23 protein-coding genes are annotated in these 21,148 nt (G+C 67.8%); 6 read left to right on the top strand and 17 right to left on the bottom strand.

Features of this window, described 5'->3' with window-relative positions; all coding sequences use genetic code 11:
* The first annotated feature begins 17 nt into the window (after positions 1–17).
* Both murB and AC1DW0_RS10945 read left to right on the top strand, forming a co-directional pair.
* The gene (gene murB / locus AC1DW0_RS10950) at positions 18–1,091 is read left to right on the top strand and encodes a UDP-N-acetylmuramate dehydrogenase (RefSeq protein ID WP_056201985.1); all 1,074 of its coding nucleotides are present in this window, start codon (positions 18–20) and stop codon (positions 1,089–1,091) included.
* The gene (locus AC1DW0_RS10945) at positions 1,088–1,906 is read left to right on the top strand and encodes a DNA ligase (RefSeq protein ID WP_457390132.1); all 819 of its coding nucleotides are present in this window, start codon (positions 1,088–1,090) and stop codon (positions 1,904–1,906) included. The genes murB and AC1DW0_RS10945 overlap by 4 nt, the downstream gene beginning before the upstream one ends.
* Positions 1,907–2,068: 162 nt before the next feature.
* On the opposite strand, the gene argG is transcribed toward AC1DW0_RS10945, so the two are convergent.
* Genes argG through AC1DW0_RS10930 form a run of 3 tightly spaced genes read right to left on the bottom strand, consistent with a single transcriptional unit; the run spans position 2,069 to position 4,215 of the window.
* A complete protein-coding gene (argG, locus tag AC1DW0_RS10940; RefSeq protein WP_457352845.1) occupies positions 2,069–3,382 on the bottom strand; it encodes an argininosuccinate synthase in 1,314 nt (437 codons plus the stop codon).
* 12 nt (positions 3,383–3,394) lie between these two features.
* A complete protein-coding gene (locus AC1DW0_RS10935) occupies positions 3,395–3,658 on the bottom strand; it encodes a GNAT family N-acetyltransferase (protein ID WP_056201994.1) in 264 nt (87 codons plus the stop codon).
* Entirely contained in the window at positions 3,655–4,215 is a 561-nt protein-coding gene (locus AC1DW0_RS10930; RefSeq protein ID WP_056201997.1) for a YaeQ family protein, read from the bottom strand. The genes AC1DW0_RS10935 and AC1DW0_RS10930 overlap by 4 nt, the downstream gene beginning before the upstream one ends.
* Before the next feature lie 115 nt (positions 4,216–4,330).
* On the opposite strand from AC1DW0_RS10930, the gene AC1DW0_RS10925 reads away from it, so the two are divergent.
* From AC1DW0_RS10925 to AC1DW0_RS10915, 3 genes are all read left to right on the top strand, one after another.
* Positions 4,331–4,993 carry a hypothetical protein gene (locus AC1DW0_RS10925; RefSeq protein ID WP_157281937.1) on the top strand — a complete coding sequence of 221 codons (663 nt, stop codon included), beginning with the start codon at positions 4,331–4,333 and terminating at the stop codon, positions 4,991–4,993.
* A gap of 78 nt (positions 4,994–5,071) precedes the next feature.
* The gene (locus AC1DW0_RS10920) at positions 5,072–7,111 is read left to right on the top strand and encodes a M3 family metallopeptidase (protein ID WP_457352843.1); all 2,040 of its coding nucleotides are present in this window, start codon (positions 5,072–5,074) and stop codon (positions 7,109–7,111) included.
* A gap of 62 nt (positions 7,112–7,173) precedes the next feature.
* Positions 7,174–8,190, top strand: coding sequence for a hypothetical protein (locus tag AC1DW0_RS10915; protein WP_056202006.1), 1,017 nt, complete (start codon positions 7,174–7,176; stop codon positions 8,188–8,190).
* Positions 8,191–8,215: 25 nt separating this feature from the next.
* Here the strand turns inward: AC1DW0_RS10915 and AC1DW0_RS10910 are convergent, their stop codons facing one another.
* From AC1DW0_RS10910 to AC1DW0_RS10890, 5 genes are read right to left on the bottom strand one after another with little or no spacing between them, the layout of a single operon-like run.
* Entirely contained in the window at positions 8,216–9,124 is a 909-nt protein-coding gene (locus AC1DW0_RS10910) for a YeeE/YedE thiosulfate transporter family protein (protein WP_056202008.1), read from the bottom strand.
* The gene (locus AC1DW0_RS10905) at positions 9,121–10,233 is read right to left on the bottom strand and encodes a patatin-like phospholipase family protein (RefSeq protein WP_056202011.1); all 1,113 of its coding nucleotides are present in this window, start codon (positions 10,231–10,233) and stop codon (positions 9,121–9,123) included. The genes AC1DW0_RS10910 and AC1DW0_RS10905 overlap by 4 nt, the downstream gene beginning before the upstream one ends.
* Before the next feature lie 52 nt (positions 10,234–10,285).
* Positions 10,286–10,786, bottom strand: coding sequence for a cupin domain-containing protein (locus AC1DW0_RS10900; RefSeq protein WP_157281940.1), 501 nt, complete (start codon positions 10,784–10,786; stop codon positions 10,286–10,288).
* 40 nt (positions 10,787–10,826) lie between these two features.
* Complete coding sequence (locus AC1DW0_RS10895; RefSeq protein WP_056202015.1) at positions 10,827–11,609, bottom strand: 3-hydroxybutyrate dehydrogenase; 783 nt, start codon at positions 11,607–11,609, stop codon at positions 10,827–10,829.
* A gap of 11 nt (positions 11,610–11,620) precedes the next feature.
* Positions 11,621–12,937, bottom strand: a complete 1,317-nt coding sequence (locus AC1DW0_RS10890) for an NAD(P)/FAD-dependent oxidoreductase (protein ID WP_477945824.1) — start codon at positions 12,935–12,937, stop codon at positions 11,621–11,623.
* Positions 12,938–13,056: 119 nt separating this feature from the next.
* On the opposite strand from AC1DW0_RS10890, the gene AC1DW0_RS10885 reads away from it, so the two are divergent.
* Entirely contained in the window at positions 13,057–13,953 is an 897-nt protein-coding gene (locus AC1DW0_RS10885; RefSeq protein ID WP_157281943.1) for a LysR family transcriptional regulator, read from the top strand.
* Here AC1DW0_RS10885 and AC1DW0_RS10880 read toward each other — a convergent pair.
* From AC1DW0_RS10880 to AC1DW0_RS10840, 9 genes are all read right to left on the bottom strand, one after another.
* The gene (locus AC1DW0_RS10880) at positions 13,950–14,318 is read right to left on the bottom strand and encodes a YbaN family protein (RefSeq protein WP_056202025.1); all 369 of its coding nucleotides are present in this window, start codon (positions 14,316–14,318) and stop codon (positions 13,950–13,952) included. The genes AC1DW0_RS10885 and AC1DW0_RS10880 overlap by 4 nt on opposite strands.
* Positions 14,319–14,326: 8 nt before the next feature.
* A complete protein-coding gene (locus AC1DW0_RS10875; protein ID WP_457324865.1) occupies positions 14,327–15,094 on the bottom strand; it encodes an ABC transporter ATP-binding protein in 768 nt (255 codons plus the stop codon).
* Positions 15,095–15,333: 239 nt separating this feature from the next.
* Positions 15,334–16,449, bottom strand: a complete 1,116-nt coding sequence (locus tag AC1DW0_RS10870; protein WP_477945822.1) for a succinylglutamate desuccinylase/aspartoacylase family protein — start codon at positions 16,447–16,449, stop codon at positions 15,334–15,336.
* Between the two features lie 2 nt (positions 16,450–16,451).
* The gene (locus AC1DW0_RS10865; RefSeq protein WP_477945820.1) at positions 16,452–17,138 is read right to left on the bottom strand and encodes an ABC transporter permease; all 687 of its coding nucleotides are present in this window, start codon (positions 17,136–17,138) and stop codon (positions 16,452–16,454) included.
* Positions 17,135–17,824: an ABC transporter permease gene (locus AC1DW0_RS10860; protein ID WP_457324340.1), complete on the bottom strand. Its 690-nt coding sequence runs from the start codon at positions 17,822–17,824 to the stop codon at positions 17,135–17,137. The genes AC1DW0_RS10865 and AC1DW0_RS10860 overlap by 4 nt, the downstream gene beginning before the upstream one ends.
* Positions 17,825–17,841: 17 nt before the next feature.
* On the bottom strand, positions 17,842–18,627 hold the full coding sequence (locus tag AC1DW0_RS10855; protein WP_457446236.1) for a transporter substrate-binding domain-containing protein: 786 nt from the start codon (positions 18,625–18,627) through the stop codon (positions 17,842–17,844).
* Positions 18,627–19,415: an ABC transporter substrate-binding protein gene (locus AC1DW0_RS10850; protein ID WP_477945817.1), complete on the bottom strand. Its 789-nt coding sequence runs from the start codon at positions 19,413–19,415 to the stop codon at positions 18,627–18,629. The genes AC1DW0_RS10855 and AC1DW0_RS10850 overlap by 1 nt, the downstream gene beginning before the upstream one ends.
* 26 nt (positions 19,416–19,441) lie before the next feature.
* Positions 19,442–20,398 carry an alpha/beta fold hydrolase gene (locus tag AC1DW0_RS10845; RefSeq protein ID WP_457446232.1) on the bottom strand — a complete coding sequence of 319 codons (957 nt, stop codon included), beginning with the start codon at positions 20,396–20,398 and terminating at the stop codon, positions 19,442–19,444.
* A complete protein-coding gene (locus AC1DW0_RS10840; RefSeq protein ID WP_477945815.1) occupies positions 20,398–21,135 on the bottom strand; it encodes a sulfurtransferase in 738 nt (245 codons plus the stop codon). The genes AC1DW0_RS10845 and AC1DW0_RS10840 overlap by 1 nt, the downstream gene beginning before the upstream one ends.
* Between the last annotated feature and the right edge of the window lie 13 nt (positions 21,136–21,148).

Here is a 21,148-nt window from a genome sequence, read left to right as displayed (position 1 = left end):
CATCCAAAAATTGTCCCATGTCCACGCAGTTACAGACCCCCTCGAACGGAGTGCCGCTCCCCCTCCATATCGAGGCGGACGTCAATCTCAAGCCCTACAACACCTTCGGCCTGCCGGCCGTGGCGAAGCGCCTGGTGCGCATCCGCGAGGCGGCCGACGTCCGCCGCGTCGTCGATCACCCCGAACTGGGCCGTGCGCCCAAGTTCGTGCTGGGCGGCGGCAGCAACCTCGTCTTGACCAAGGATGTCGATGCCGTCGTGCTGAAGGTGGAAATTACCGGCATCCGGCTGTTGGAAGCGCGCGACGACGCCTGGATCGTCGAGGCAGGTGCCGGCGTCGTCTGGCATGAGCTGGTCACCTGGACGCTGGACCACGGCTACCCAGGCCTGGAGAACATGGCGCTGATCCCCGGCACGGTGGGGGCCGCACCGGTGCAGAACATCGGCGCCTACGGTATCGAGGTCAAGGACCGGCTGGAGGCCGTCGAGGTCATGGATCTCATCACCGGGCGGCCGGCCCTGCTGCCGGCGGAGGTCTGCCGCTTCGGCTACCGCGACAGCGTGTTCAAGCACAGCGACTTCGGCGGTCTGGCGGGCAAGAGCGTCATCACCCGTGTGCGCTTTCGCCTGCCCCGGCCCTGGCAGCCGGTGCTCGGTTACCTCGAAATTGAACGCAAGATGGCCGAGACCGGCATCACCGCGCCGGATGCGCGCCAGATCTACGACTGGATCTGCGCCGTGCGCCGCGCCAAGCTGCCCGACCCTGCCGTCATCGGCAATGCCGGCAGCTTCTTCAAGAACCCGGTCGTCACGGCCGAGCAGTGCCGCGACATCATTGGCCGCGACCCCGGCATCGTTCACTATCCCATGCCCGACGGAAGCGTGAAGCTGGCCGCCGGGTGGATGATCGACGCCTGCGGCTGGAAGGGGAAGACAGTGGGCGGAGCGGCGGTTTACGAAAAACAAGCCTTGGTGCTGGTCAACAAGGCGGACGCGCGCGGCGCGGAAGTCGTGACGCTGGCACGGGCCATCCAGGAGAGCGTCTACGGGCGCTTTGGCATCCGGCTGGAGCCGGAGCCGGTCGTCCTATGAGGCTAACCCGGCGTGCACTCTTGGGCCTGCTGGGGGCTGCCGGGCTTCCAGCTTGGGCGCTGGAGCCGCTGCTAGCGCGCAATGCGCCGGCCGGCATCGACCCGCGGCCCTATCTCGTCAGCGAGAAGTTCGATGGCGTGCGGGCGTTGTGGGATGGGCAGGCTTTGAAGTTCCGCAGCGGTCGCACCGTCGCTGCGCCGGCCTGGTTCCTGGCCGAACTTCCCAGGCAGCCGCTCGACGGTGAACTGTGGATGGGGCGGCGCAGCTTTGATGCGCTATCGGCGGCCGTACGGCGCACCGAGCCGGTGGACGCCGAATGGCGGCTCGTCAGCTATCGCGTCTTCGAGCTGCCAGCGGGCGACGGAGATTTCGAACGGCGCGCGGCCAAGCTCGCGACGATGGCCGGCGGCGTCGTCATGCCGGTGCAGCAGCAGCGCCTCAACTCCAACGCCGAACTTCGGGCCAGGCTCAAGCAGGTGGTCGACGCCGGTGGCGAGGGCCTGATGCTGCACCGGGCCAACGCGCCGCTGGCCTCGGGCCGCAGCGATCTGCTGCTCAAGCTCAAGCCACTGGCGGATGCTGAAGCCGTTGTTGTCGGCCATGAGCCGGGCAAGGGACGGCTGGCGGGTCAGCTGGGAGCACTGGAGTTGCAGACACCCGAGGGCCAGCGCTTCAAGCTGGGCACCGGCTTCAGCGACGCCCAACGCCGCGACCCGCCGCCCATCGGCTCGACTGTCACCTATCGCTATCGCGACCTGACGCCGAGTGGCAAGCCGCGCTTTGCGAGCTTCCTGCGGGTGGCCGAGGCGTTCTGAAGGCTTGTCAAAGCCAGCTCAGCAGCTTCTGCAACCACAGAGGCAGCGGGCGGCCGGGGACGTAGTTCTGGCGGTACTGGCTGTGCATGGCGGGCTCCTCAAAAGCGAATACTGTTGATTTATACAGTATTCACCAGGGCCTCGCCAGCCCTCAGCGGGAAATCACTCGAGCTTGGGCAGGCCACCGCCGGCCAGCAGGCCGACACCGGTATAGATGCCCAGCTTGCCGCGCGTGTCGCTGATGTCGAGATTGCGCATCGTCAGCTGGCCGATGCGGTCGGCGGGGCTGAAGGCGCCTTCGACCTTTTCCATGCTCAGGCGCTCGGGCGCATAGGTCAGGTTGGGGCTCTGGGTGTCCAGCAGCGAATAGTCGTTGCCGCGGCGCAGCTCAATGGCCACCTCGCCGGTGACGGCGCGGGCGATCCAGCGCTGGGCGGCCTCGCGCAGCATGATGGCCTGCGGGTCGAACCAGCGGCCCTGATAGAGCAGGCGGCCGAGCTTGCGGCCGTTGTCGCGGTACTGCTCGATGGTGTCTTCGTTGTGGATGCCGGTGACGAGACGCTCGTAGGCGATGTGCAGCAGCGCCAGGCCCGGAGCCTCGTAGATGCCGCGGCTCTTGGCCTCGATGATGCGGTTCTCGATCTGGTCGCTCATGCCCAGGCCATGGCGGCCGCCGATGACGTTGGCCTCGGCCAGCAGGGCCACCGGATCGCGGTACTCGACGCCGTTCAGCGCCACGGGCACGCCTTCCTCGAAGCGTACCGACACGGCTTCGGCCTTGACGACGACGTCATCGCGCCAGAACGCCACGCCCATGATGGGATTGACGATCTTGATGCCGCTGTTCAGATGCTCCAGGTCCTTGGCCTCGTGCGTGGCGCCCAGCATGTTGGAGTCGGTCGAATAGGCCTTCTCCGCGCTCATCTTGTAGGCGAAGCCCTTCTCGGTCATGAAGGCCGACATCTCGGCGCGGCCGCCCAGTTCATCGATGAAGGTCTGGTCCAGCCAGGGCTTGTAGATCTTCAGCGCCGGGTTGGTCAGCAGGCCGTAGCGGTAGAAGCGCTCGATGTCGTTGCCCTTGTAGGTCGAGCCGTCACCCCAGATGTTGACGCCGTCGGCCTGCATGGCCGCCACCAGCATGGTGCCGGTCACGGCGCGGCCGATGGGCGTCGTGTTGAAGTAGGTCACGCCGGCGGTGCTGATGTGAAAGGCACCGGCCTGCAGCGCGGCAATGCCTTCGGCGACCAACTGGGCGCGGCAGTCGACAAGAACGGCCTTCTCGGCGCCGTACAGCATGGCCTTGCGGGGGATTTCGTCGTAGTCCGGCTCGTCGGGCTGGCCGAGGTTGGCCGTGTAAGCGTAGGGCAGGGCGCCCTTGAGCTTCATCCAATGCAGGGCTGCGGAGGTGTCGAGGCCACCGGAGAAAGCGATGCCGACCTTCTGGCCAACGGGAACGGATTGCAGGATCGTGGACATGGTGAGGGTCTCTTAGACGAGGTTCTGCCACTCGGGGTGGCGCTGGATGTAGAGCTGGACGTAGCTGCAGGCGGGCACGACCTTGAGGCCTTCTGCGCGGGCCCATTGCAGGCCGGCCTCAACCAACTTGGCGGCGAGACCTTGGCCACGATAGGCCGGCGGCACGCCGGTGTGGGTGAACACGACGCGGCCAGCGCTCAGCTCGTAGTCGAGCACGCTGAGGGGCGTGGTCGGCAGCGTGAAGCGCTGGTGGCCGGGTTCGTGCCGGGGTGTCATTCGGTGGGTGCCTTCAGGGCAACCGGGTGGACCTCCACCGATGCGCTGGCGGTCGACACGTAGACGCTGCCGTCCTGGATGCTGATCTGCAGCTGCATGCTGCGTTCGGCCAGGGCTGCCAGGGCCTGGGACTGCTCGGCGGGAATCTGCCATACGGCCAGGCGTGGCGCGCGCGTCAGCTTGTTTTCGATGCCGCTCCACCACACCGGCGTGCTGGATGCGAAGCTGTAGACGCTGACGCGGCGGGCGCGGCCATGGGCCTTCATCAGACGGCGTTCGTCGGGCTGGCCGAGGTCGATCCAGTGCTGCAGCTCGCCCGTCAGGTCGGGTTGCCAGAGATCGGGTTCGTCCACGTCGGACAGGCCCTTGGTGAATTCGAGCCGGCCGTTGAGATCGTCGGCCGGCACATTCAGTGCATAGGCCAGCACGCGGATCATCATGCGCTCGTCGGTCTCGCTCGGGTGGCGGGCGATCGTGAGGGCGTGGTCGCCGTAGACATGGCGGTCCATGTCGGCGATCTGCAGCTGGGCTTTGTGGATGGTGGCTTTGAGCGCCATGGGGAAGGGGCCGGGGCCCCTGTAACGAAGAGCAGCCGAGGATTATCGCGGCGAAGCCTCGTGGCATCATTCCGCCTCCCGCTTTGAACCTTCGCAACCCGGTTGCGCCCTCTTCATGAAACGCATTCTTCTTACGTTGGCCTTGGGTCTCGCTGTCTCCGCCCAGGCACAAGTCACCACCAATTCCAAGGCCAAGGTCGACCCGAAGAACAACAAGGTCAGCAACCCGGTTGTCGAGAAGCCCAAGGCCAAACTGATGTCGCGCGACGAATTGCGCGCCTGCATCACCCAGCAGGACAACAACAGCAAGGAAGCCGAGGCCATCAAGGCCGAGCAGGCTTCCTACAAGGCCAATGCCGACAAACTCAAGTCGGAGAAGGCCACCCTTGAGGCCGCCGAGGCCGTGCTGGGCAAGCAGATCGCCGACGTGAAGGCCGAGAAGGAAGCCATCCTGAAGGCGCACGAGGCGCTGACGGCCGAGGCCCCCAAGCTCGAGAAGGCCGAACTGAAGGCTCGCAACGACGCCTATACGGCGCGCACCACAGCTTTCGGCACGGCGGTCGAGGCCGTCAAGGCCGCGGATGCCGAGCAAGGCATCAAGCGCAAGGGCTTCTCTGACAAGGTGGACGCGTTGGATGCCCAGTTCAAGGCGCTCGAAGAGCGCACCGAGAAGCACTTCGACGGCAACGACAAGTGGAAGGCCGAGTGCCAGAACAAGGCCTACGACGAGAACGACGAGAAGGCCATCCGCAAGGAAAAGGCGGCCGCGGGCAAGTGATCCGCGCCGTTCACTGACCCTTGCAAGCGGGCCGCCTCCGGCAGGAAGCGGCCCTTTTTGTTTTCTGAAGGACTTTGCATGAGCAACCCGCTGCTGCACGACTGGGCCGGCCCACACGGCCTGCCGCCCTTCGCCGACATCACCCCGGCGCATTTCCAACCTGCCTTCGACGCCGCGCTGGCTGCCCACCGCGCCGAGATCGACGCCATCGCGGCGCAGGCCGCGGCGCCGGACTTTGCCAACACCGTGGCCGCCTTCGACGCCGGCGGCCGCCAGCTCACCCGGCTCGAACACCTCTTCTACACCCTGGCTGCCTCGGCCACCTCGCCCGAGCTGCAGGCCGTGCAGCGCGCCCTAGCCGCGCCGCTGGCCGAACATGGCAGCGCCATCTACATGCATCAGGGCTTGTTTGCCCGGGTCGACGCCTTGTTCGAACAGCGCGAGCGCCTGGGGCTGACGCCCGAGCAGCGCCGGCTGCTGGAGCGCGTGCATCTGGACTTCCTGCGTGCCGGAGCCCGCCTGGCGCCCGAGGCGCGTACCCGCTACGCCGCAGTGATGGCCCGCCTGGCTGAGCTGAACACGCGCTTTGCGCAGAACGTGCTGGCCGCAGAGAGCGGCTACCAACTGCGGTTGACGACCGAGGAGGAGCTCGCCGGCCTGCCCGGCTTCGTGCGTGCCGCCGCCCGCCAGGCTGCCGTCGACCGTGGCCTTCAAGAGGGTGTCCACGTCATCACGCTGTCGCGCTCGTTGATCGTGCCCTTCCTGTCCTTCAGCGCGCGGCGCGACCTGCGTGAGCAGGCCTGGCGTGCCTGGGTTGGCCGCGGCGACGACACCGGTGACACGGACAACCGAGAGATCTGCCGCGAGATCCTTGAGCTGCGCGCCGAGCAGGCGAAGCTGCACGGCCATGCCTGCTACGCCGACTATGCGCTGGAAGACACCATGGCACGCAGCCAGGGCGCCGTCATGGGCCTGCTGGAGCGCGTCTGGCACCCGGCGCTGGCCGCTCAGGCCCGCGAGCGCGAGGCGGTACTCGGTGCCATGGCCGCGGCCGGTGCCACACATGAACTTGAGCCCTGGGATTGGCGCTTCTACGCCGAGCAGGCCAGGCGCGCCCGCTTCGAGCTGGACGAGGCCGAGGTCAAGCCCTACTTCTCGCTGGAGCGCATGGTGGCGGCGATGTTCGACTGCGCCAGCCGGCTCTTCGGCCTGCAATTCAAGGCCCGGCCCGACCTCGCCGGCTACCACGCCGACGTGCGCGCCTATGAGGTCTTCAACGCCGACGGCAGTCTGCGCGGCCTTTTCCTGCAGGACAACTTCGCCCGCCCGACCAAGCGCAGCGGCGCCTGGATGAACGCGATGCGCAACCAGAGCCGCGCGCTGGGTGCGACGCCGGTCATCCTGAACAACAACAACTTCGCCCGCGGCGCCGCTGGCGAGCCCACGCTGCTGAGCTTCGACGATGTGCGCACGCTCTTCCACGAATTTGGCCACGGCCTGCACGGCCTGCTGTCCAGCGTCGAGCATGAGCGCCTGGCGGGCACTCAGGTGCTGCGCGACTTTGTCGAGCTGCCCTCCCAGCTCTACGAGCACTGGATGGCCGAGCCCCAGGTGCTGAAGACCTTCGCCCGTCACTGGCAGACCGACGAGCCGCTGCCCGATGCGCTGCTGGCCAAGCTGCAGGCCGCGCGCCAGTTCGGCCAGGGCTACGAGACGCTGCGCTACACGGCCAGCGCCCTCGTCGACATGGCCGCGCACGCGCTGCCGGCAGCACCTGATGACGTGGTTGCATTCGAGCGCGAAACGCTCGAAAAGTGGCAGCTGCCCAGCGAGGTCGGCCTCAATCACCGATTGACGCACTTCCAGCACTTGTTCAGCAGCGCTGGCTATGCGGCGGGCTACTACGTCTACCTGTGGGCGGAGGTGCTGGACTGCGACGCCTTCGACGCCTTCGTCGAGGCCGGCAATGTGTTCGATGCGGCGGTCGCTGCGCGGCTGCGCGAGTGCATCTATTCGACTGGCAACAGCCGCGAGCCGGGCGAGGCTTTCCGCGCCTTCCGCGGCCGTGACCCGGTCGTGGAGCCCATGTTGAAGGATAGGGGTCTGCTGCCCGCCTGATGTAAAACCCTGGCGCGACCGCATTGCGGGCGGTCGCGACGTTATCCAGGGAGTTCCAACAAATGTCGACACATCGCATCCTCCTGTCTGCTCCCGTGCTGGCCGGCATGCTCGGCCTCGCCGCCTGCGGTGGCGGCGGCGGCACCGCCGGCGTGCCCAACCTGCCGGCGCCGCCCGACTCGTCGCTGCTGGCAGTCAGCGCGAGCAACTACGAGGCCATCGGCCAGGCGACGGTGTCCAGCGCCTTCTACCTCGGCAACACCGGAGGCACGCTGACCGGTACCCAGGTCGGCGGCGAGGCAGGCCTGTTGCGCCGCGCGATCGTCGTCGCGCGCCGCACGGTGCTTGAGGCGCGCGTTCAGCCTGCGCTGCCGATGGGCATCGAGCTGCGCCAGACCATCAGCTGCAGCCAGGGCGGCAATGTTGTGTTGAACATCAGCGATGCCAACAACAACGGCAACGTCGACGTCGGCGATGCCATCACCCTCGACGCCCAGGCCTGCAAGGAAGATGGCTCCGTCATGCAGGGGCGCATCGGCTTGGGGCTGCAGGTATTGACCGGCGTCTTCGACAGCAACAGCTACAGCGCGACGCTGGCGATGACGCTGACCGCCTTCAGCGCCACCCGCGGCACGGACACCGTGCAGGGCGACGGCACGCTCAATCTCACGTTGAGCCAGACGCCTGCCGGCGTCAGCGAACTGAGCCTGTCCACGCCTCGTCTCGTCCTCAGTGGTCGCTTGAGCGGCCAGGCGTTCTCGACCACGCTGATCGACGCCCAGCTGACCCTGCGCGTCGAACCGCTGGGCGGCGGCCAGAAAAGCAGCTTCAGTTACGCCGGCGGCCTGGCCAGCAGCCGCTTTGGCGACAAGCAGGTGCTGATCACGACGCGCCTGCCCCTCGTGGCCACGGGCAACGACGCCTACCCGAGCAGCGGCCAGTGGGTGATCAAGGGCAGCGACAACTCGACGCTTCGCATCACCCCGGTCAGCTCGACCCAGGCCCGCCTGGAACTGGATACCCAGGGCGACGGCATCAACGAGACGCAGGTGCTGAAGACCTGGGCCGAGTTGCGGTGAAGCCCTGCGCGCGTGTTGGCGTGACTTAGCGGCCGGCCCATTGGTGGGCCAGCGCGATGACGGCGCACATCGTCGCGAAGGCCATCCAGGCGTAGGGCCACAGCAGAGGCAGGCCGAGCAGGATGAGGCCGTCATTGCCACCGGGGATCAGCAGGCTGCCCCAGCCCATCAGCAGGCCGCCGATCAGGCAACGCGCCAGGCCGGCCGCGCTCGGTGGGCGGGTTTTCAACAGCCCGGCGTGCCAGCCGCCGAAGATGGCGCCGGCCAGCAGGCAGGCGAACAGGGTCAGGCGCGCGGCGCTGCGCATGGTCATGCCATGGGCCAGCTCGGCCAGCGCGTCGGTGTAGGCCCAGGCGCCTTCGAGCAGCAGCAGTGCCAAAAAGCTCAGGCCGATGGAGACGGTGGCCGTGTGCGGCGTCCACCACGGCTGGCGCCTGCGCATGAAGGCGCGCCACAACGCAAAGGCGGCAAACACCAGCCCCAGCGCGGCGGGTGCCACCCACAGCGCGGAGCCAGCCGGCAGCGGTTGTGGCCGGGCCGCGGCGAACAGGCCATCCACGCTGGCGCAGCCGACATAGAAGCCCAGCGGCGTTGCCAGATAGGCCCACTCGCCATTGCCCAGCCGCGCGATGGCGCCGAAGACGCAGGCCTGGTTGACGAAGGCGCCCAGGCCCAGCAGAGCGGCGCCCAGCAGCGTCCAAACGGTCAGTGCAAAGGGCGCGGGCAGGATTGGGTGGGGAAGAGGCAGCAGGCGCAACAACAGCAGTCCGCCGGCCACCCACAGCGAGGCTTCCAGCAGGCTGCGCAGGCGGCTGGCCTTGCGCTGGTCAACGAGTTCGCCCACGGCGGCGACGGTACAGGTGGCGCCGCGCTGGATGGCCGCGCCCATCAGCAGCGCGCAGGCCGCGGCGCCGATGAACGCCAAAGGGTTCATGCCGCCTCTTCCAACACGTGCTCGATGACGCCCTCGATCGGGTCCACTGGCGCCTGCCAGGGCGCTCGTTCGATCATGCGGCGGGCGTCCACCAGGCCTGCGGAGCGGCGCGCCTTGACGCCGGCGGGCGTGAAGTCGATGTCCTTGGTGTGGTCTTCGCCCTCGATGCGCGGCGCCAGCAGGTGAGCCACGTGCATGGTGGTGCCGCAGCCCCAGGCGGTGAGCTCCTTGGCGGCGCGCTGCTGCGCGGGCGACAGCAGGCCGCCGAGCTCGCGAATGATGTGGCGCAGCCGGTGGATCTGCTTCTGGCGGGTGATGTGGCTGTCGGCCCGGCTGGCGTACTGGATGTCCTTCTGGCGGCCCATCACCTGCCAGATCGACTCAGGCTGTGGCGCCGTCTGGTGCCAGACGTTGACGGCAAAGATCAGCGCGTCGCGGCGCGGGTTGTCGTCCAGCACGGCCTCGATGGGCGTGTTGGAGTAGAGGCCGCCATCCCAGTAGGCCTCGCCGTCGATGACGACGGCCGGGAAGGCCGGCGGCAATGCGCCTGAGGCCATGACGTGCTCCAGGCCGACGGGTTCTTCGCGCGAGTCGAAGTAGCGCATCTGGCCGCTGCGCACATTCACCGCGCCGACAGTGAGGCGCATGCCGCCGCGTTGCAGTTGCTCGAAGTCGACCAGGCCGCGCAGTGTCTCGCGCAGCGGCTCGGTGCTGTAGTAGGACGCCTTGTCCACGCCCAGCTGCGCCTGGCTGCCGCGCAGGGCCGCCAGGTTGGGCTCGAAGAAGGCCGGGATGCCACGCATCACCGTCGTCATGTTGGCCATCAGGTTGCCCATACCCAGCCAGTCCAGCGGCCCGGCCAGGCGGTTCTGCTGCTCGACGTGGCGCCAGAAGTCGTTGAGCCTCTCCATGCGCCGCTCCGGTGGGTTGCCGGCGATCAGCGCGGCGTTGATGGCGCCGATGGACGTGCCGATGACCCAGTCCGGCTCGATGCCGGCTTCGTGCAGCGCCTGGTAGACGCCGACCTGGTAGGCGCCCAGCGCACCGCCGCCCTGGAGCACCAGGACGACCTGCGGACGCGATGTGGGAGAAGCATTCTTGGTGGCCATGGTGGGTCTCGGCTGGGTAGGTGGGCGTGGGTCGGCGGGCTGGGGCGCGGGCTTACATGTGTTCCTTCATCGTGGCGGGCTTGCCGTCGTTGACGATGTCGGCGATGGTCAGCTCGACGGGCGCGTTGGTGCTGTTCTTCCACCAGTGCTTGGTGCCGAGGAACTCGCGCGAGATGTCGCCGGCCTTGTGCAGGATGGGCACGGCGCATTTGCTGGAGTTCTCGTAGATCTCGCCGCTGTTGACCATGATCAGCGCGGGCCGGTCCTCGTGGCTGTGGAAGGGCACGACGCCGCCGGGCGCAATGGTCATGTGGCGCATGCGCAGGCGGCGCTGGGCCAGGTGCACGTTCTCCTTGGCCAGGTCGATGGACGCCAGCTCGGTGTCGGTCACGCCGATGGGGGCCGTGGCGGCGTCGGCCAGCGCGTTGGCCATGACCTTGTCGGCGGGGCAATCGCCTGCGTGCGCGCTGCCGCCTGCCAGGCTGGCGACGAGGGCGGCAACGGCGGCCACGAGGTGGCTGAAGCGGGAAGTGCGGGTGCGGATGGTCTTCATGGGATGCTCCTGGAGCGTTGGGGGGAAGGGGAGGAAAGAATCACTGCGCCGTCCAGCCGCCCTCGATGGGCAGCACGGCGCCGGTGATGGAGGCGGCGTCGTCGGAACAGAGGAAGGACGTCAGCGCCGCGACCTGTTCGACGGTGACGAATTGCTTGGTGGGCTGGGCGGCCAGCAGCACGTCGCGGATGACGGCCTGCTCGCTGATGCCGCGGGCGCGGGCGGTGTCGGGGATCTGCTGCTCGACCAGCGGTGTCAGCACATAGCCCGGGCAGACCGCGTTGACCGTGATGCCGGCCTCGGCCAACTCCAGCGCCACGGTCTTGGTGAAGCCAGCCACGCCGTGCTTGGCCGCCACGTAGGCCGACTTGTATTTGCTGGCCACCAGCGCATGCGCCGAAGCCACGTTGACGATGCGGCCCCAGCCCTTCTTCTTCATGGCCGGCACGACCAGGCGGGTGGTGTGAAAGCCCGCACTGAGGTTGATCGCCAGGATGGCGTACCACTTGTCGATCGGAAACTCTTCGACCGGCGCCACATGCTGGATGCCGGCGTTGTTGACGAGCAGGTCGATGGCGCCGAACTCGGCAATCGCCTTGCCCATCATGCGGTCGATCTGGTCGGGCTGGCTCATGTCGGCCGGGTCGTAGCGCACCTGCACATCGTGCTGCTCGATCAGGGTCAGGCGCAGTTTCTCGATGTCGTGCGGGTCGCCGAAGCCGTTGAGCACGACGTTGGCGCCCTGGGCGGCCAGCGAGCGGGCGATCCCGAGGCCGATGCCCGACGTGGAGCCGGTGACGAGGGCGGTCTTGCCGATGAACATGAGGGTTCTCCTTACTTGGAAACTGAAGGGGGTGGGGTGCCGCGGTCAACCTCGGTCGTGCGGGTGAAGCGCAGGTGCGTGATGTCGAGCGGGAAGAACAGGCCCCAGGTCCACTCGACCCAGATGCGCGTCTTGCGGCCCAGCGTGGGCATGCGCAGCAGGTAGTAGCCGCGCCACAGCAGCCAGGCGGGCAGGCCGGAAAGCCGCAGGCCGAACAGCAGCGCCACGCCCTTGAGGTGACCGGTCGTGGCCATCATTCCGCGGGCGGCATGAGCGAAGGGCCGGGTCGGCTGGCCGCTGAGGCAGCGCAGCAGGTTGTCGGCGAGGGCCTTGGCCTGGGCGACGGCAAACTGCGCCGTCGGTGGACAGGTCTGGCCATCCCGGGCGTTGGGTTGGGCGGCACAGTCGCCCAGCGCCCATAGGCCGGGCTCGCCTGACACGCGGCCGTCCGCGCCGGTGGCGACGCGGCCACGTTGCAGCGGCAAAGCCAGCGCCTCCACCAGCGGATTGGGGCGGGTTCCGACGGTGCAGACGACGGTCGCGCTGGGCAGCTTCTGGCCGCCCGACAGTTCGACGGCATCGGCGCTGATGCGCGCCGCCCGCGTGCCGCAGCGCACGTGCACGCCGCGGCGCGACAGCGAGCGTGCGGCGGCGTCGCCCAGGGCCGGCGGCAGTTCGGGCAGCAGGCGGTCGCCGTCGTGCAGCAGCGTGATGCCGAAGCCGGCGGCGCGGGTGCGTGGGTAGTGGCGGCTGGCGCTCTTGACGAAGTCGGCCAGCGCGCCGGCCACCTCGACGCCGGAGAAGCCGCCGCCGATGACGACGAAGTGGGCGAGGGCCCGCCGCTGCGTCGCGTCATCGCAGAGTTCCACGCGAGCCAGCGCCTGCAGCACGCGGTTGCGGATGTGCATCGCGTCGCCCACCAGCTTCAGCGGCAGCGCGTGCTCGGCCATGCCGGGCAGCAGGTCCAGCCGGGCGCGCTGGCCCAGGGCCAGCACGAGGAGGTCGTAGCCGAATGTCAATGGGCCGTGCAGGGTGTCGCAGGTCAGGCGCTGCGCGGCCTTGTCGATGCGGCTGACGGCGCCCATCACAAAGCGCACGCCGGGCAGCATCTCGCGGATGGGTGCCACCACATGCTCCGGAAAGACACCCGCGCCGACCACCTCGGGCAGCATGGGGTTGAAGGTGGTGTAGCTCTCCTCGCTGATCAGCAGCAGCTGCCAGCCCGCGGGCAGGCGGCCATGCAGGGACTTGGCCAGCGTGGTGCCGGCAAAGCCGCCGCCGATGATGGCGAGCGTGCGGACTGGCGGGTTAGGTGCTGTGGTGGACATGGCGGCTGGAGGAAGCGAGGGCCGCAGTGTCTGGATCGCCGCGTCAGCCGTGAAATCTCATCAATTCATGACCCGATGCGTGTCGGTTATCGCGGTTTGTGTAAGGAAACCACCGGCCCGTGCGACCGCCGCGCATGGAGCTCTACCAGATCCGCTACTTCCTGGCCGTGGCCGAAACGCTGAACTTCACGCGTGCGTCGGAGCGTTCCTTCGTGTCCCAACCCGCGCTGACCAAGGCCATCCAGCGCCTGGAAGAGACCATCGGCGGGCGGCTGTTTGACCGCACCAAGAACTCCGTGCAGCTCAGCGAGCTGGGCCAGGCCATGCTGCCCAACTTCCGACAGATCTTCGACACCGCCCAGGCCACCCGCGAACAGGCGCGGCGCTTCAAGCGCGAGAAGCGCGAGGTGGTGCGCGTGGGCGTCATGTGCACCATCGACTTCCATCAGGTGCTGCCGGGCTTTGTCGACAGCCAGGATCGGCATGCCATCGAACTGCATTTCCGCGAGGGCAACCTGGAGGCGCTGACCGACGAGCTGGACCGCGGCGACGTCGACATCGGCATCATGTGCTCGCCCTACGAAACGCCGCGGCGCTTTGACGCGCGGCTGCTGTTTCGCGAGGACTATGTCGTCGCCATCGGCGAGGATCACCGCTTCAGCGGCCGCGACGCCATCGCCATGGCCGAACTGGACCGGGAGCGCTACTGCGAGCGCATCTATTGCGAGTTCTCAAGCTACATCGAGCGCCTGCTGGACGAGCGCGGCGTGCGCCTGGAGGTGGTACAGCAGTCCCACCGCGAGGACTGGATCCAGGCCTTCGTGCGCTCCAACTTCGGTGTCGCCTTTATGCCCCGGTCCATCGCCGACGCGGCCGGGCTGATGCATGTGCGCACGGCCGACTGCCCGATCGTCCGAGAGGTCAAGCTGCTGGTGCAGTCGGAGCGGCCGCTGAGCACGGCGCAGCAGGCCGTCATCGATTCACTGGTGGCCCACGACTGGCGGCCGGTGGCCTAGGCTTCCGGGCGGCGCCACAGCCAGATCGCCACGGCGGCCATCATGGCGGGCACGGCGATCTTCACGGCCAGCGGCGCCGGTGTCAGCCCCAGCATGACGGCACTGCAGGCCATCATCACGACCGCCAGCCACTTGGCGCGACGCGGCACGGCGCCGCGCTCGCGCCAACGGCGGATGCCGGGGCCGAAGTGCGCGTGGTTGAGCAGCCAGGTCTCCAGCGCCGGCCAGCCCTTGCCGGCCGCCCAGGCGGCCAGCAGCAGGAAGGGCACCGTCGGCAGCACCGGCAGCACGACGCCGATCATGGCCAGCACGAGGCTCAGCGCCGCCAGCGCGCGCCACAGCAGTCGGGCCAGCGCGCGGTGCATGCCGCTGCCTACTTCAACCCGCCGCTGAGGAACTGCTGCAATCGCTCGCACTGCGGGCGCAGCAACATTTCCTTGGGGTTGCCTTCCTCTTCGACCTTGCCCTGGTGCAGGAACAGGCAGTGGTTGGAGACCTCGCGCGCAAAGCCCATTTCATGGGTCACGACGATCATCGTGCGGCCTTCCGCCGCCAGGTCGCGCATGACCTTGAGGACCTCGCCGACCAGTTCCGGGTCCAGCGCCGACGTGGGCTCGTCGAACAGCATGACCTCGGGGTCGACCGCCAGCGCCCGGGCAATGGCCACGCGCTGCTGCTCGCCGCCCGACAGCTGGGCCGGGTAGACGTTCGCGCGATGCGAGACGCCGACGCGCGCCAGCAGCGCCTGCGCGCGCTCGATGGCCTCGGCCTTGGGCTTGCCCAGCACGTGGATGGGTGCCTCGATGACGTTCTCCAGCACTGTCATGTGAGCCCAGAGGTTGAAGTTCTGGAACACCATGGCCAGTTTGGCGCGCCACAGCTGCAGCTGCTGAGGCGAGGCGGCCTTCAGCGTGCCGTCGCGGTCGCGGGTCAGCTTCAGCGCTTCGCCGCACAGGCTCAGTTCGCCTTCGTTGGGCTGTTCCAGCAGGTTCAGGCAGCGCAGGAAGGTGCTCTTGCCCGAGCCCGAGGACCCGATCAATGTGACGACGTCGCCGCGCCGCGCCGCGAAGGAAATGCCCTTGAGCACCTCGCGATCACCGAAGCGCTTGTGGATGTTGGTGGCCTGGAGTTGGATCGTCATTTCAGTTTCTCTTTGCGGGCCGAACGCAGGGCCGCTCCCAAGCCGGCCCGCGCTGGCGATGTGCTCGCGGCTCGATGCCGCGAGCATCGCCGTCCCCCAGGGGGCTGAGGCCGGACACATGGCGCCCTGCGGGCGGCATGTGCCTGCCGAAGGGCTGCGGCACATGCCGCAGCGCGGTCTGCAAGACCGACCGGACCTGCCCGCGTTCAGCGCGGCTGGGCCGGGCGAGGGGCTTCATGTCAAGCACCGAGCAGCTTGCCGGTGCGCAGCGCCTCGCGGCCCGCGACCTTGGCGACGCGCATGCCGGCGTTCGCAAAGCGCAGGAAGTCGCGCGCGAAGAACAGGCCGTCGACCGGGCTCTTCAATTCAGTGACCTCGGCCGTGATGGGGTCGATGACATGGGCCAGCACTTCGCCGGCCGTCACCTCCACACCCACCTCCTTGACGAAGGTCAGCACGCCGGCCACCGGCGACTTGATCGGCATGCTGCCGGCCAGCGGGCGGGCGTCGCCGATGGCCTTCGGCACTTCGGGCTTGTCGCCGGCAATCAGGCCGCGCCAGCGCAGGAAGTCGACGATGTTCTTCGCATCGGCGGCGGCCAGCTCATGCGTCACGTCGGCCGCGCCGCGCAGCTCGACGGTGACCGACAGGCAGGCCTGCGGAATCGGGAACTTGCCGCCGAAATGCTTGTCCCACTTCCACCAGACCTGGGAGCAGGCCTCGTCGAAGGGGTTGTCACCCGAGTCCTGGGCCAGCAGCGTCAGGCGCGAACGCAGGAAGCGCGCCAACGGGTCGCAGTCAGGCCAGCAGGGCGTCTCGGTGTAGAGGTGCATCAGCGCCTGGGCGTCGCAATGCAGGTCCAACACGATGTCGGCGTCGCAGGACAGGCTCAGCAGCTTGCGGCGCTGCGACTGCAGCTCGGTATCGACCGGGCTGGCCAGCACCGCCGCCTTCAGCGCGCGGCGCAGCAGGGCGACATTGGCCGCGGCGTCGCTGCCCAGCTGGGTTGCTACCGCCTGGGCGACGGCATCGATCTGGTCCGGGTAATGGCGGTTGAAGTTCTCACCCGTCGTCAGCTCGAAGCGGCCCAGATGGGCATGCAGCATGAACTGGCTCAGGCCGATGGGGTTGGCCATGGGGACGAGGACGATCTCGCCGCTGATCTGGCCGGCAGCCTCCAGCGCGTCAAGCTGCAGGCGCAGGTGGTGGGCGACCAGCATGCCAGGCAGCTCGTCGCCGTGCAGCGAAGCCTGGATGTAGGCCTTTTGTCCGCTGGGCTGGCCGTAATGCAGCGAGACCAGCTCGCGCTGCGTGCCCGGGGCAGGGGAGAGCAAGGGATGGCGTTGGATATTCATGGCTAGCGGGACATCATCGGCTTGAGCCAGCGGTTCTCGGCCCAGCGGAACAGACCGACCAGGCACAGCGTCAGCACGAAATAGAAGGCGCCGGCCGTGATGAAGGCCTCGAAGGGAAGGTAGTACTTGGCATAGACCTGTTGGGCCGCGCCGGTCACGTCCAGCAGTGTCACCGTGCTGGCCAGCGAGGTGCCATGCAGCATGAAGATGGCCTCGTTGCCATAGGCCGGCAGGGCACGGCGAAGCGCGGCAGGCAGAACGATGCGGCGCAGCATCAGCCCGCGGCCCATGCCCAGCGCCTTGGCGGCCTCGATCTCGCCGGCCGGCAAAGCGCGGATGCTGCCCGCAATGATCTCGGTCGTGTAGGCGGCCGTGTTCAGCGTGAAGGTCAGCCAGGCGCAGAAGGTGGCCGACGACAGCCAGGGCCAGGCCCAGCTGTCTCGCACGGCCTCGAACTGCGCTGCGCCGTAGTAGATGAGGAAGAGCTGCACCAGCATCGGCGTGCCGCGGAAGACATAGGTGTAGAGCCAGACCAGCCGGGACGGCCAGCCAAGGAACACGGTCCGCACGACCGCCAGCGGCACGGCCAGCAGCAGGCCACCTGCCAATGACAGCAGCAGCAACTGCAGCGAGGTGACGAGGCCGCTGAGATAGAGCGGAAAGTTCTCGGCGACGGCGTCGAAGTTCATAACTTGCCCGCCTTGGTGCCGATGGCCAGGCGCCGCTGTGCCCAGGCGAAGACGAGTTCCGACACGCTGGTGAACACGAGATAGATGAGGGCCACGGCCAGGAAGAAGGTGAAGGGCTCACGCGTCGTGCCCGCGGCCTGCTTGCCGCGCGTCATCAGGTCGGACAGGCCGATGATGGAGACGATGGCCGTGCTCTTGATCAGCACCAGCCAGTTGTTGGAGATGCCCGGCAGCGCATGTCGCAGCATCTGCGGCAGTGTGATGCGCCAAAGCACCAGGCGCGGGCTCATGCCATAGGCCAGGCCCGCCTCGCGCTGGCCCGGCGGTACGGCCAGGAAGGCGCCGCGGAAGGCCTCGGTCAGGTAGGCGCCAAAGATGAAGCCGATGGTCAGCACGCCGGCGATGAAGGGGTCGATGTCGATGAAGTCGTCATGGCCAAGCTTGGGCGCGATGGTATTGACGGCGAGCTGGCCACCGTAGAAGACGAGCAGCATCAGCACCAGGTCGGGCACGCCGCGGATCAGCGTGGTGTAGGTGGCTGCCACGCCTCGCGCGACGCGTGAGCGCGACAGCTTGGCCAGCGCGCCAATCAGGCCCAGCAGGGAGGCAATGGCCAGCGAAGACAGCGCCACCGCCAGCGTGACGGCGGAGCCTTCGAGCAGGCTGGGGAGGAATCCGTGCAACATGAGAAAGAAGGCCGCGCTCAGCGGGGAGGGGTGATGAGGTCGAAGCTGAAGTAGCGGTCGTTGAGAGTCTTCAAAGTGCCGTTGCCGCGCATTGCGGCCAGTGCCTCGTCGATGCGCTGGCCCAGCGTCGCCGCATCGGCCTTGCGCAGGCCCACGCCGATGCCCTTGCCGTAGTAGCGCTGGTCCTTGGCGAAGTCGGGCCCGACAAAGCCGAAGCCGCGGCCGTCGGCATGGTTGAGGAAGCCGAACTGCGCGATGACCGCGTCCACCAGCGTGGCGTCCAGGCGGCCAGACTTCAGATCCAGGAAAGCCTGGTCCTGGGTGGCGTAGCGCATCAGCTGAATGCCTTTGAATTGTTCGGCCAGGAAGCGTTCATGGATGGTGCCGCGCTCCACGCCGATGCGCTTGCCCTTCAGGCCGGCTGGGCTGACGTCGGCGCGTGGGTCGCCGCGCATGACCAGGCGGGCCGGCGAGTAGTAGTAGGGCGACGAGAAGGCAACGACCTGCTGGCGCTCCGGCGTGATCGACATCGAGGCCATGATGGCGTCGATCTTGCGCGATTGCAGCGCCGGGATCAGGCCGTCGAACTCCAGGATGACTGGGGCGCACTGCTGGCCCAGACGTGCGCACAGGGCCTGGGCCACGTCGATCTCGAAGCCCTTGAGCTGGCCGTCGGTGCCAATCTCGCTGAAAGGGGCATAGCCGACGGCGAAACCGATGCGCAGGCGCTGCGGCGCCTGGGCCCCGGCCGTACCGGCGAGGGCCAGGGCAACGGGCAGGGCCAGGGCGGAGCGGCGACGCATCACTGCTTGGTGCGCGGCGCGATGTCGTAGTCGAAGTATTTGTCGGCGAGCTTCTTGAACGTGCCGTTGGCCTGCACGGCATCGATGGCGGCATTGAACTTCTTGCCCAGCGTGGCCTCGTCGGCCTTGCGCATGCCCACACCGGTGCCGACGCCGAAGACCTTGTCGTCGATGATGGCGGGGCCGGAGAAGGCGAAGCCCTTGCCCTCGGGCTTCTTCAGGAATCCGAAGTCGCCGGCGGGCGAATCCATCAGCGTGGCGTCGATGCGGCCGGACTTGAGGTCCAGGAAGACCTGGTCCTGGCTGCCGTAGCGCACGATCTCGCTCTGCTTGAAGGTCGCGGCGGCGTAGGTCTCATGCGTCGTGCCGCGCTGCACGCCGATCTTCTTGCCCTTCATTCCGGCGGCCGTGGGGTCGAGCTTCACGCCCGCCTTGGCGATGAGGCGGGCCGGGGTGTTGTAGTAAGGCTTGGAGAAGGCGACAACCTTCTGGCGTTCCTCGGTGATGGAGACGCTGGCGAAGATGGCGTCCACCTTGCGCGATTGCAGGGCGGGGATGAGGCCGTCGAAGTCCTGCTGCACCAGGGTGCACTGGGCCTTCATTTCGGCGCAATAGGCCTGCACGAGCTCGATCTCGAAGCCCTTCAGCTTGCCGTCCGGGCCGATCTCGGAGAAGGGCGGGTAAGCGCCTTCGACGCCGATGCGCAGCTTCTTCCATTCGGGTGCCTGGGCCTGGGCCAGCGAGGCGACGGCCAGCAGGGCCAGCGCGATGAGGGAGCGTTTCTTCATGTCAAACCTCTTGGGTGGGACGGTGTTCAGCGGGCGACGTTGGGTAGCCAGTCGCGCAAGGCCGCAAGGGTAGCAGCCGGGTCTTCCTCCTGAGGCACATGGCCCAGCTTCGGGAAAACCACCAATTTGTTGTTCGGGATGGCTTTAGCGAACTCGCGGCCCCAGCGCAGCGGGATCAGCCGGTCGCGCTCGCCCCAGAGGATGAGGGTAGGGACTTTGATCTCGGGCAGGCGTTGGAAGGGACCAGGAGCGAGCTGATCCATGCGCCGCATCAAGGCGACACGGTTGCCTTCGCGCAACGTCAGTTCGTAGTAACGGTCCACCAGGGCGGCGGTGACGCGGCTCTTGTCGCCGTAGACGTCGAGCACGCTTTCCTCGATGGCGCGGCGCGGCAGCAGCCAGCGCATGGGCTCGCGCAGCACCGGGATGCGGGCGATGCGAAAGCCCAGCGGCATGGATTCCGGCTCGAAATCGAAGCCGGCGGCGTCGACCAGGACGAGGCCGGCGACGCTGGCGGGGTCGGCCAGGGCCACCTGCCAGGCGATTTCGCCGCCCAGGGAGTTGCCGCCCAGAATGACCCGGCCCACGCCCAGGCGCGCCAGCAACTGGCGCACGAAGGCGACGTAGCGGGCATCGCTGTAGTCGTTGTCGGCGTTCGGCCCGGTCAGGCCGAAGCCGGGCAGGTCGAAGCTGATGACGCGCCGGGTGGACTTCAACTCGGCCGCCCAGCCTTCCCAGGTGTGCAGGCTGGCGCCGGTGCCATGGATGAGGACGATGGGCAGCGGGTCGCTGCTCGGGCCCTGGTCACGGTAGTGCACGAGCAGGCCATCGAGGTCGACGAAGTCCGACGGCGGCGGCGCCCAGCGTGGCACCAGGCTTTCCAGCGAGCGGTCCGGCGCCTTGCTGACGGCAAAGCCGAGCGCCGCCAGCATCAGCAGGATGCCAATGGCCTTCAGCGCGAAGTCGCCAAATCGCCCTTTCATCACGTTGGGCTCAGGTCGGCGTTGACGCCCCTGCGATCGTCAAACACGAAGCAGTTGCCGTGGTAATGCTTGCCACCGGTGTCCTCGAAGTACTTCAGGATGCCGCCGTCAAGCTGCCAGGCCGTCAGGCCTTGCTCCTCCAACACCATGGCCGCCTTCTCGCAGCGGATGCCGCCGGTGCAATAGCTCACCACGGTTTTGCCGACCAGTTCCTGCTTGTGCGAGGCCAGGGCCTCGGGGAAGTCGCTGAACTTGTCGAGGCGCCAGTCGATGGCGCCGTCGAAGGCACCCTGGTCGACCTCGAAGCCATTGCGCGTGTCCAGCAGCACGATCTCGCGGCCGGTGTCGTCATGGCCCTGGTCCAGCCAGCGGGCCAGCACGGCCGGCGCCAGGGCCGGTGCGCGCGGCGCCTGGTCGGGGCGGATGGTGGGGTGGTTCATGCGGATGATCTCAGGCTTGACCTTGACCTTCAGGCGCTGGAAGGGCTGCACCTCGCTCCAGCTCTCCTTGGGTGTCAGTGTCGCGAAGCGTGGGTCGGCGCGCAGCTCGGCCACCCAGGTGTTCACGGCTTCGGCCGGGCCGGCCAGGAAGAGATTGATGCCCTCCTCGGCGATCAGCACCGTGCCCTTGAGGCCCAGGGCTTCGGCGCGGGCATGGAGCCGATCGCGCAGCGCTGCCGTGTCGGCCAGCGAGACGAAGAGATAGCAGGAGATGTTGAGGATGGGGCCGGACTGCATGAGGCCGCGGATT

The sequence above is a fragment of the Roseateles sp. P4_D2 genome, from assembly GCF_056401875.1.
The sequence above is the reverse complement of the archived record's forward strand: the minus strand, read 5'-3'. Positions and strand labels throughout refer to the sequence as shown.

What these genes read in the sequence shown, in the direction of transcription:
- AC1DW0_RS10925 (WP_157281937.1), top strand. Translation starts at nt 4,331, where the DNA reads ATGAAACGCATTCTTCTTACGTTGGCCTTGGGTCTCGCTGTCTCCGCC.
- AC1DW0_RS10945 (WP_457390132.1), top strand. Translation starts at nt 1,088, where the DNA reads ATGAGGCTAACCCGGCGTGCACTCTTGGGCCTGCTGGGGGCTGCCGGG.
- AC1DW0_RS10855 (WP_457446236.1), bottom strand. Translation starts at nt 18,627, where the DNA reads ATGCGTCGCCGCTCCGCCCTGGCCCTGCCCGTTGCCCTGGCCCTCGCC.
- AC1DW0_RS10840 (WP_477945815.1), bottom strand. Translation starts at nt 21,135, where the DNA reads ATGCAGTCCGGCCCCATCCTCAACATCTCCTGCTATCTCTTCGTCTCG.
- murB (WP_056201985.1), top strand. Translation starts at nt 18, where the DNA reads ATGTCCACGCAGTTACAGACCCCCTCGAACGGAGTGCCGCTCCCCCTC.
- AC1DW0_RS10865 (WP_477945820.1), bottom strand. Translation starts at nt 17,138, where the DNA reads ATGAACTTCGACGCCGTCGCCGAGAACTTTCCGCTCTATCTCAGCGGC.
- AC1DW0_RS10880 (WP_056202025.1), bottom strand. Translation starts at nt 14,318, where the DNA reads ATGCACCGCGCGCTGGCCCGACTGCTGTGGCGCGCGCTGGCGGCGCTG.
- AC1DW0_RS10905 (WP_056202011.1), bottom strand. Translation starts at nt 10,233, where the DNA reads ATGGCCACCAAGAATGCTTCTCCCACATCGCGTCCGCAGGTCGTCCTG.
- AC1DW0_RS10895 (WP_056202015.1), bottom strand. Translation starts at nt 11,609, where the DNA reads ATGTTCATCGGCAAGACCGCCCTCGTCACCGGCTCCACGTCGGGCATC.
- AC1DW0_RS10930 (WP_056201997.1), bottom strand. Translation starts at nt 4,215, where the DNA reads ATGGCGCTCAAAGCCACCATCCACAAAGCCCAGCTGCAGATCGCCGAC.
- AC1DW0_RS10860 (WP_457324340.1), bottom strand. Translation starts at nt 17,824, where the DNA reads ATGTTGCACGGATTCCTCCCCAGCCTGCTCGAAGGCTCCGCCGTCACG.
- AC1DW0_RS10890 (WP_477945824.1), bottom strand. Translation starts at nt 12,937, where the DNA reads ATGTCCACCACAGCACCTAACCCGCCAGTCCGCACGCTCGCCATCATC.
- AC1DW0_RS10875 (WP_457324865.1), bottom strand. Translation starts at nt 15,094, where the DNA reads ATGACGATCCAACTCCAGGCCACCAACATCCACAAGCGCTTCGGTGAT.
- argG (WP_457352845.1), bottom strand. Translation starts at nt 3,382, where the DNA reads ATGTCCACGATCCTGCAATCCGTTCCCGTTGGCCAGAAGGTCGGCATC.
- AC1DW0_RS10900 (WP_157281940.1), bottom strand. Translation starts at nt 10,786, where the DNA reads ATGAAGACCATCCGCACCCGCACTTCCCGCTTCAGCCACCTCGTGGCC.
- AC1DW0_RS10870 (WP_477945822.1), bottom strand. Translation starts at nt 16,449, where the DNA reads ATGAATATCCAACGCCATCCCTTGCTCTCCCCTGCCCCGGGCACGCAG.
- AC1DW0_RS10850 (WP_477945817.1), bottom strand. Translation starts at nt 19,415, where the DNA reads ATGAAGAAACGCTCCCTCATCGCGCTGGCCCTGCTGGCCGTCGCCTCG.
- AC1DW0_RS10910 (WP_056202008.1), bottom strand. Translation starts at nt 9,124, where the DNA reads ATGAACCCTTTGGCGTTCATCGGCGCCGCGGCCTGCGCGCTGCTGATG.
- AC1DW0_RS10935 (WP_056201994.1), bottom strand. Translation starts at nt 3,658, where the DNA reads ATGACACCCCGGCACGAACCCGGCCACCAGCGCTTCACGCTGCCGACC.
- AC1DW0_RS10845 (WP_457446232.1), bottom strand. Translation starts at nt 20,398, where the DNA reads ATGAAAGGGCGATTTGGCGACTTCGCGCTGAAGGCCATTGGCATCCTG.
- AC1DW0_RS10915 (WP_056202006.1), top strand. Translation starts at nt 7,174, where the DNA reads ATGTCGACACATCGCATCCTCCTGTCTGCTCCCGTGCTGGCCGGCATG.
- AC1DW0_RS10920 (WP_457352843.1), top strand. Translation starts at nt 5,072, where the DNA reads ATGAGCAACCCGCTGCTGCACGACTGGGCCGGCCCACACGGCCTGCCG.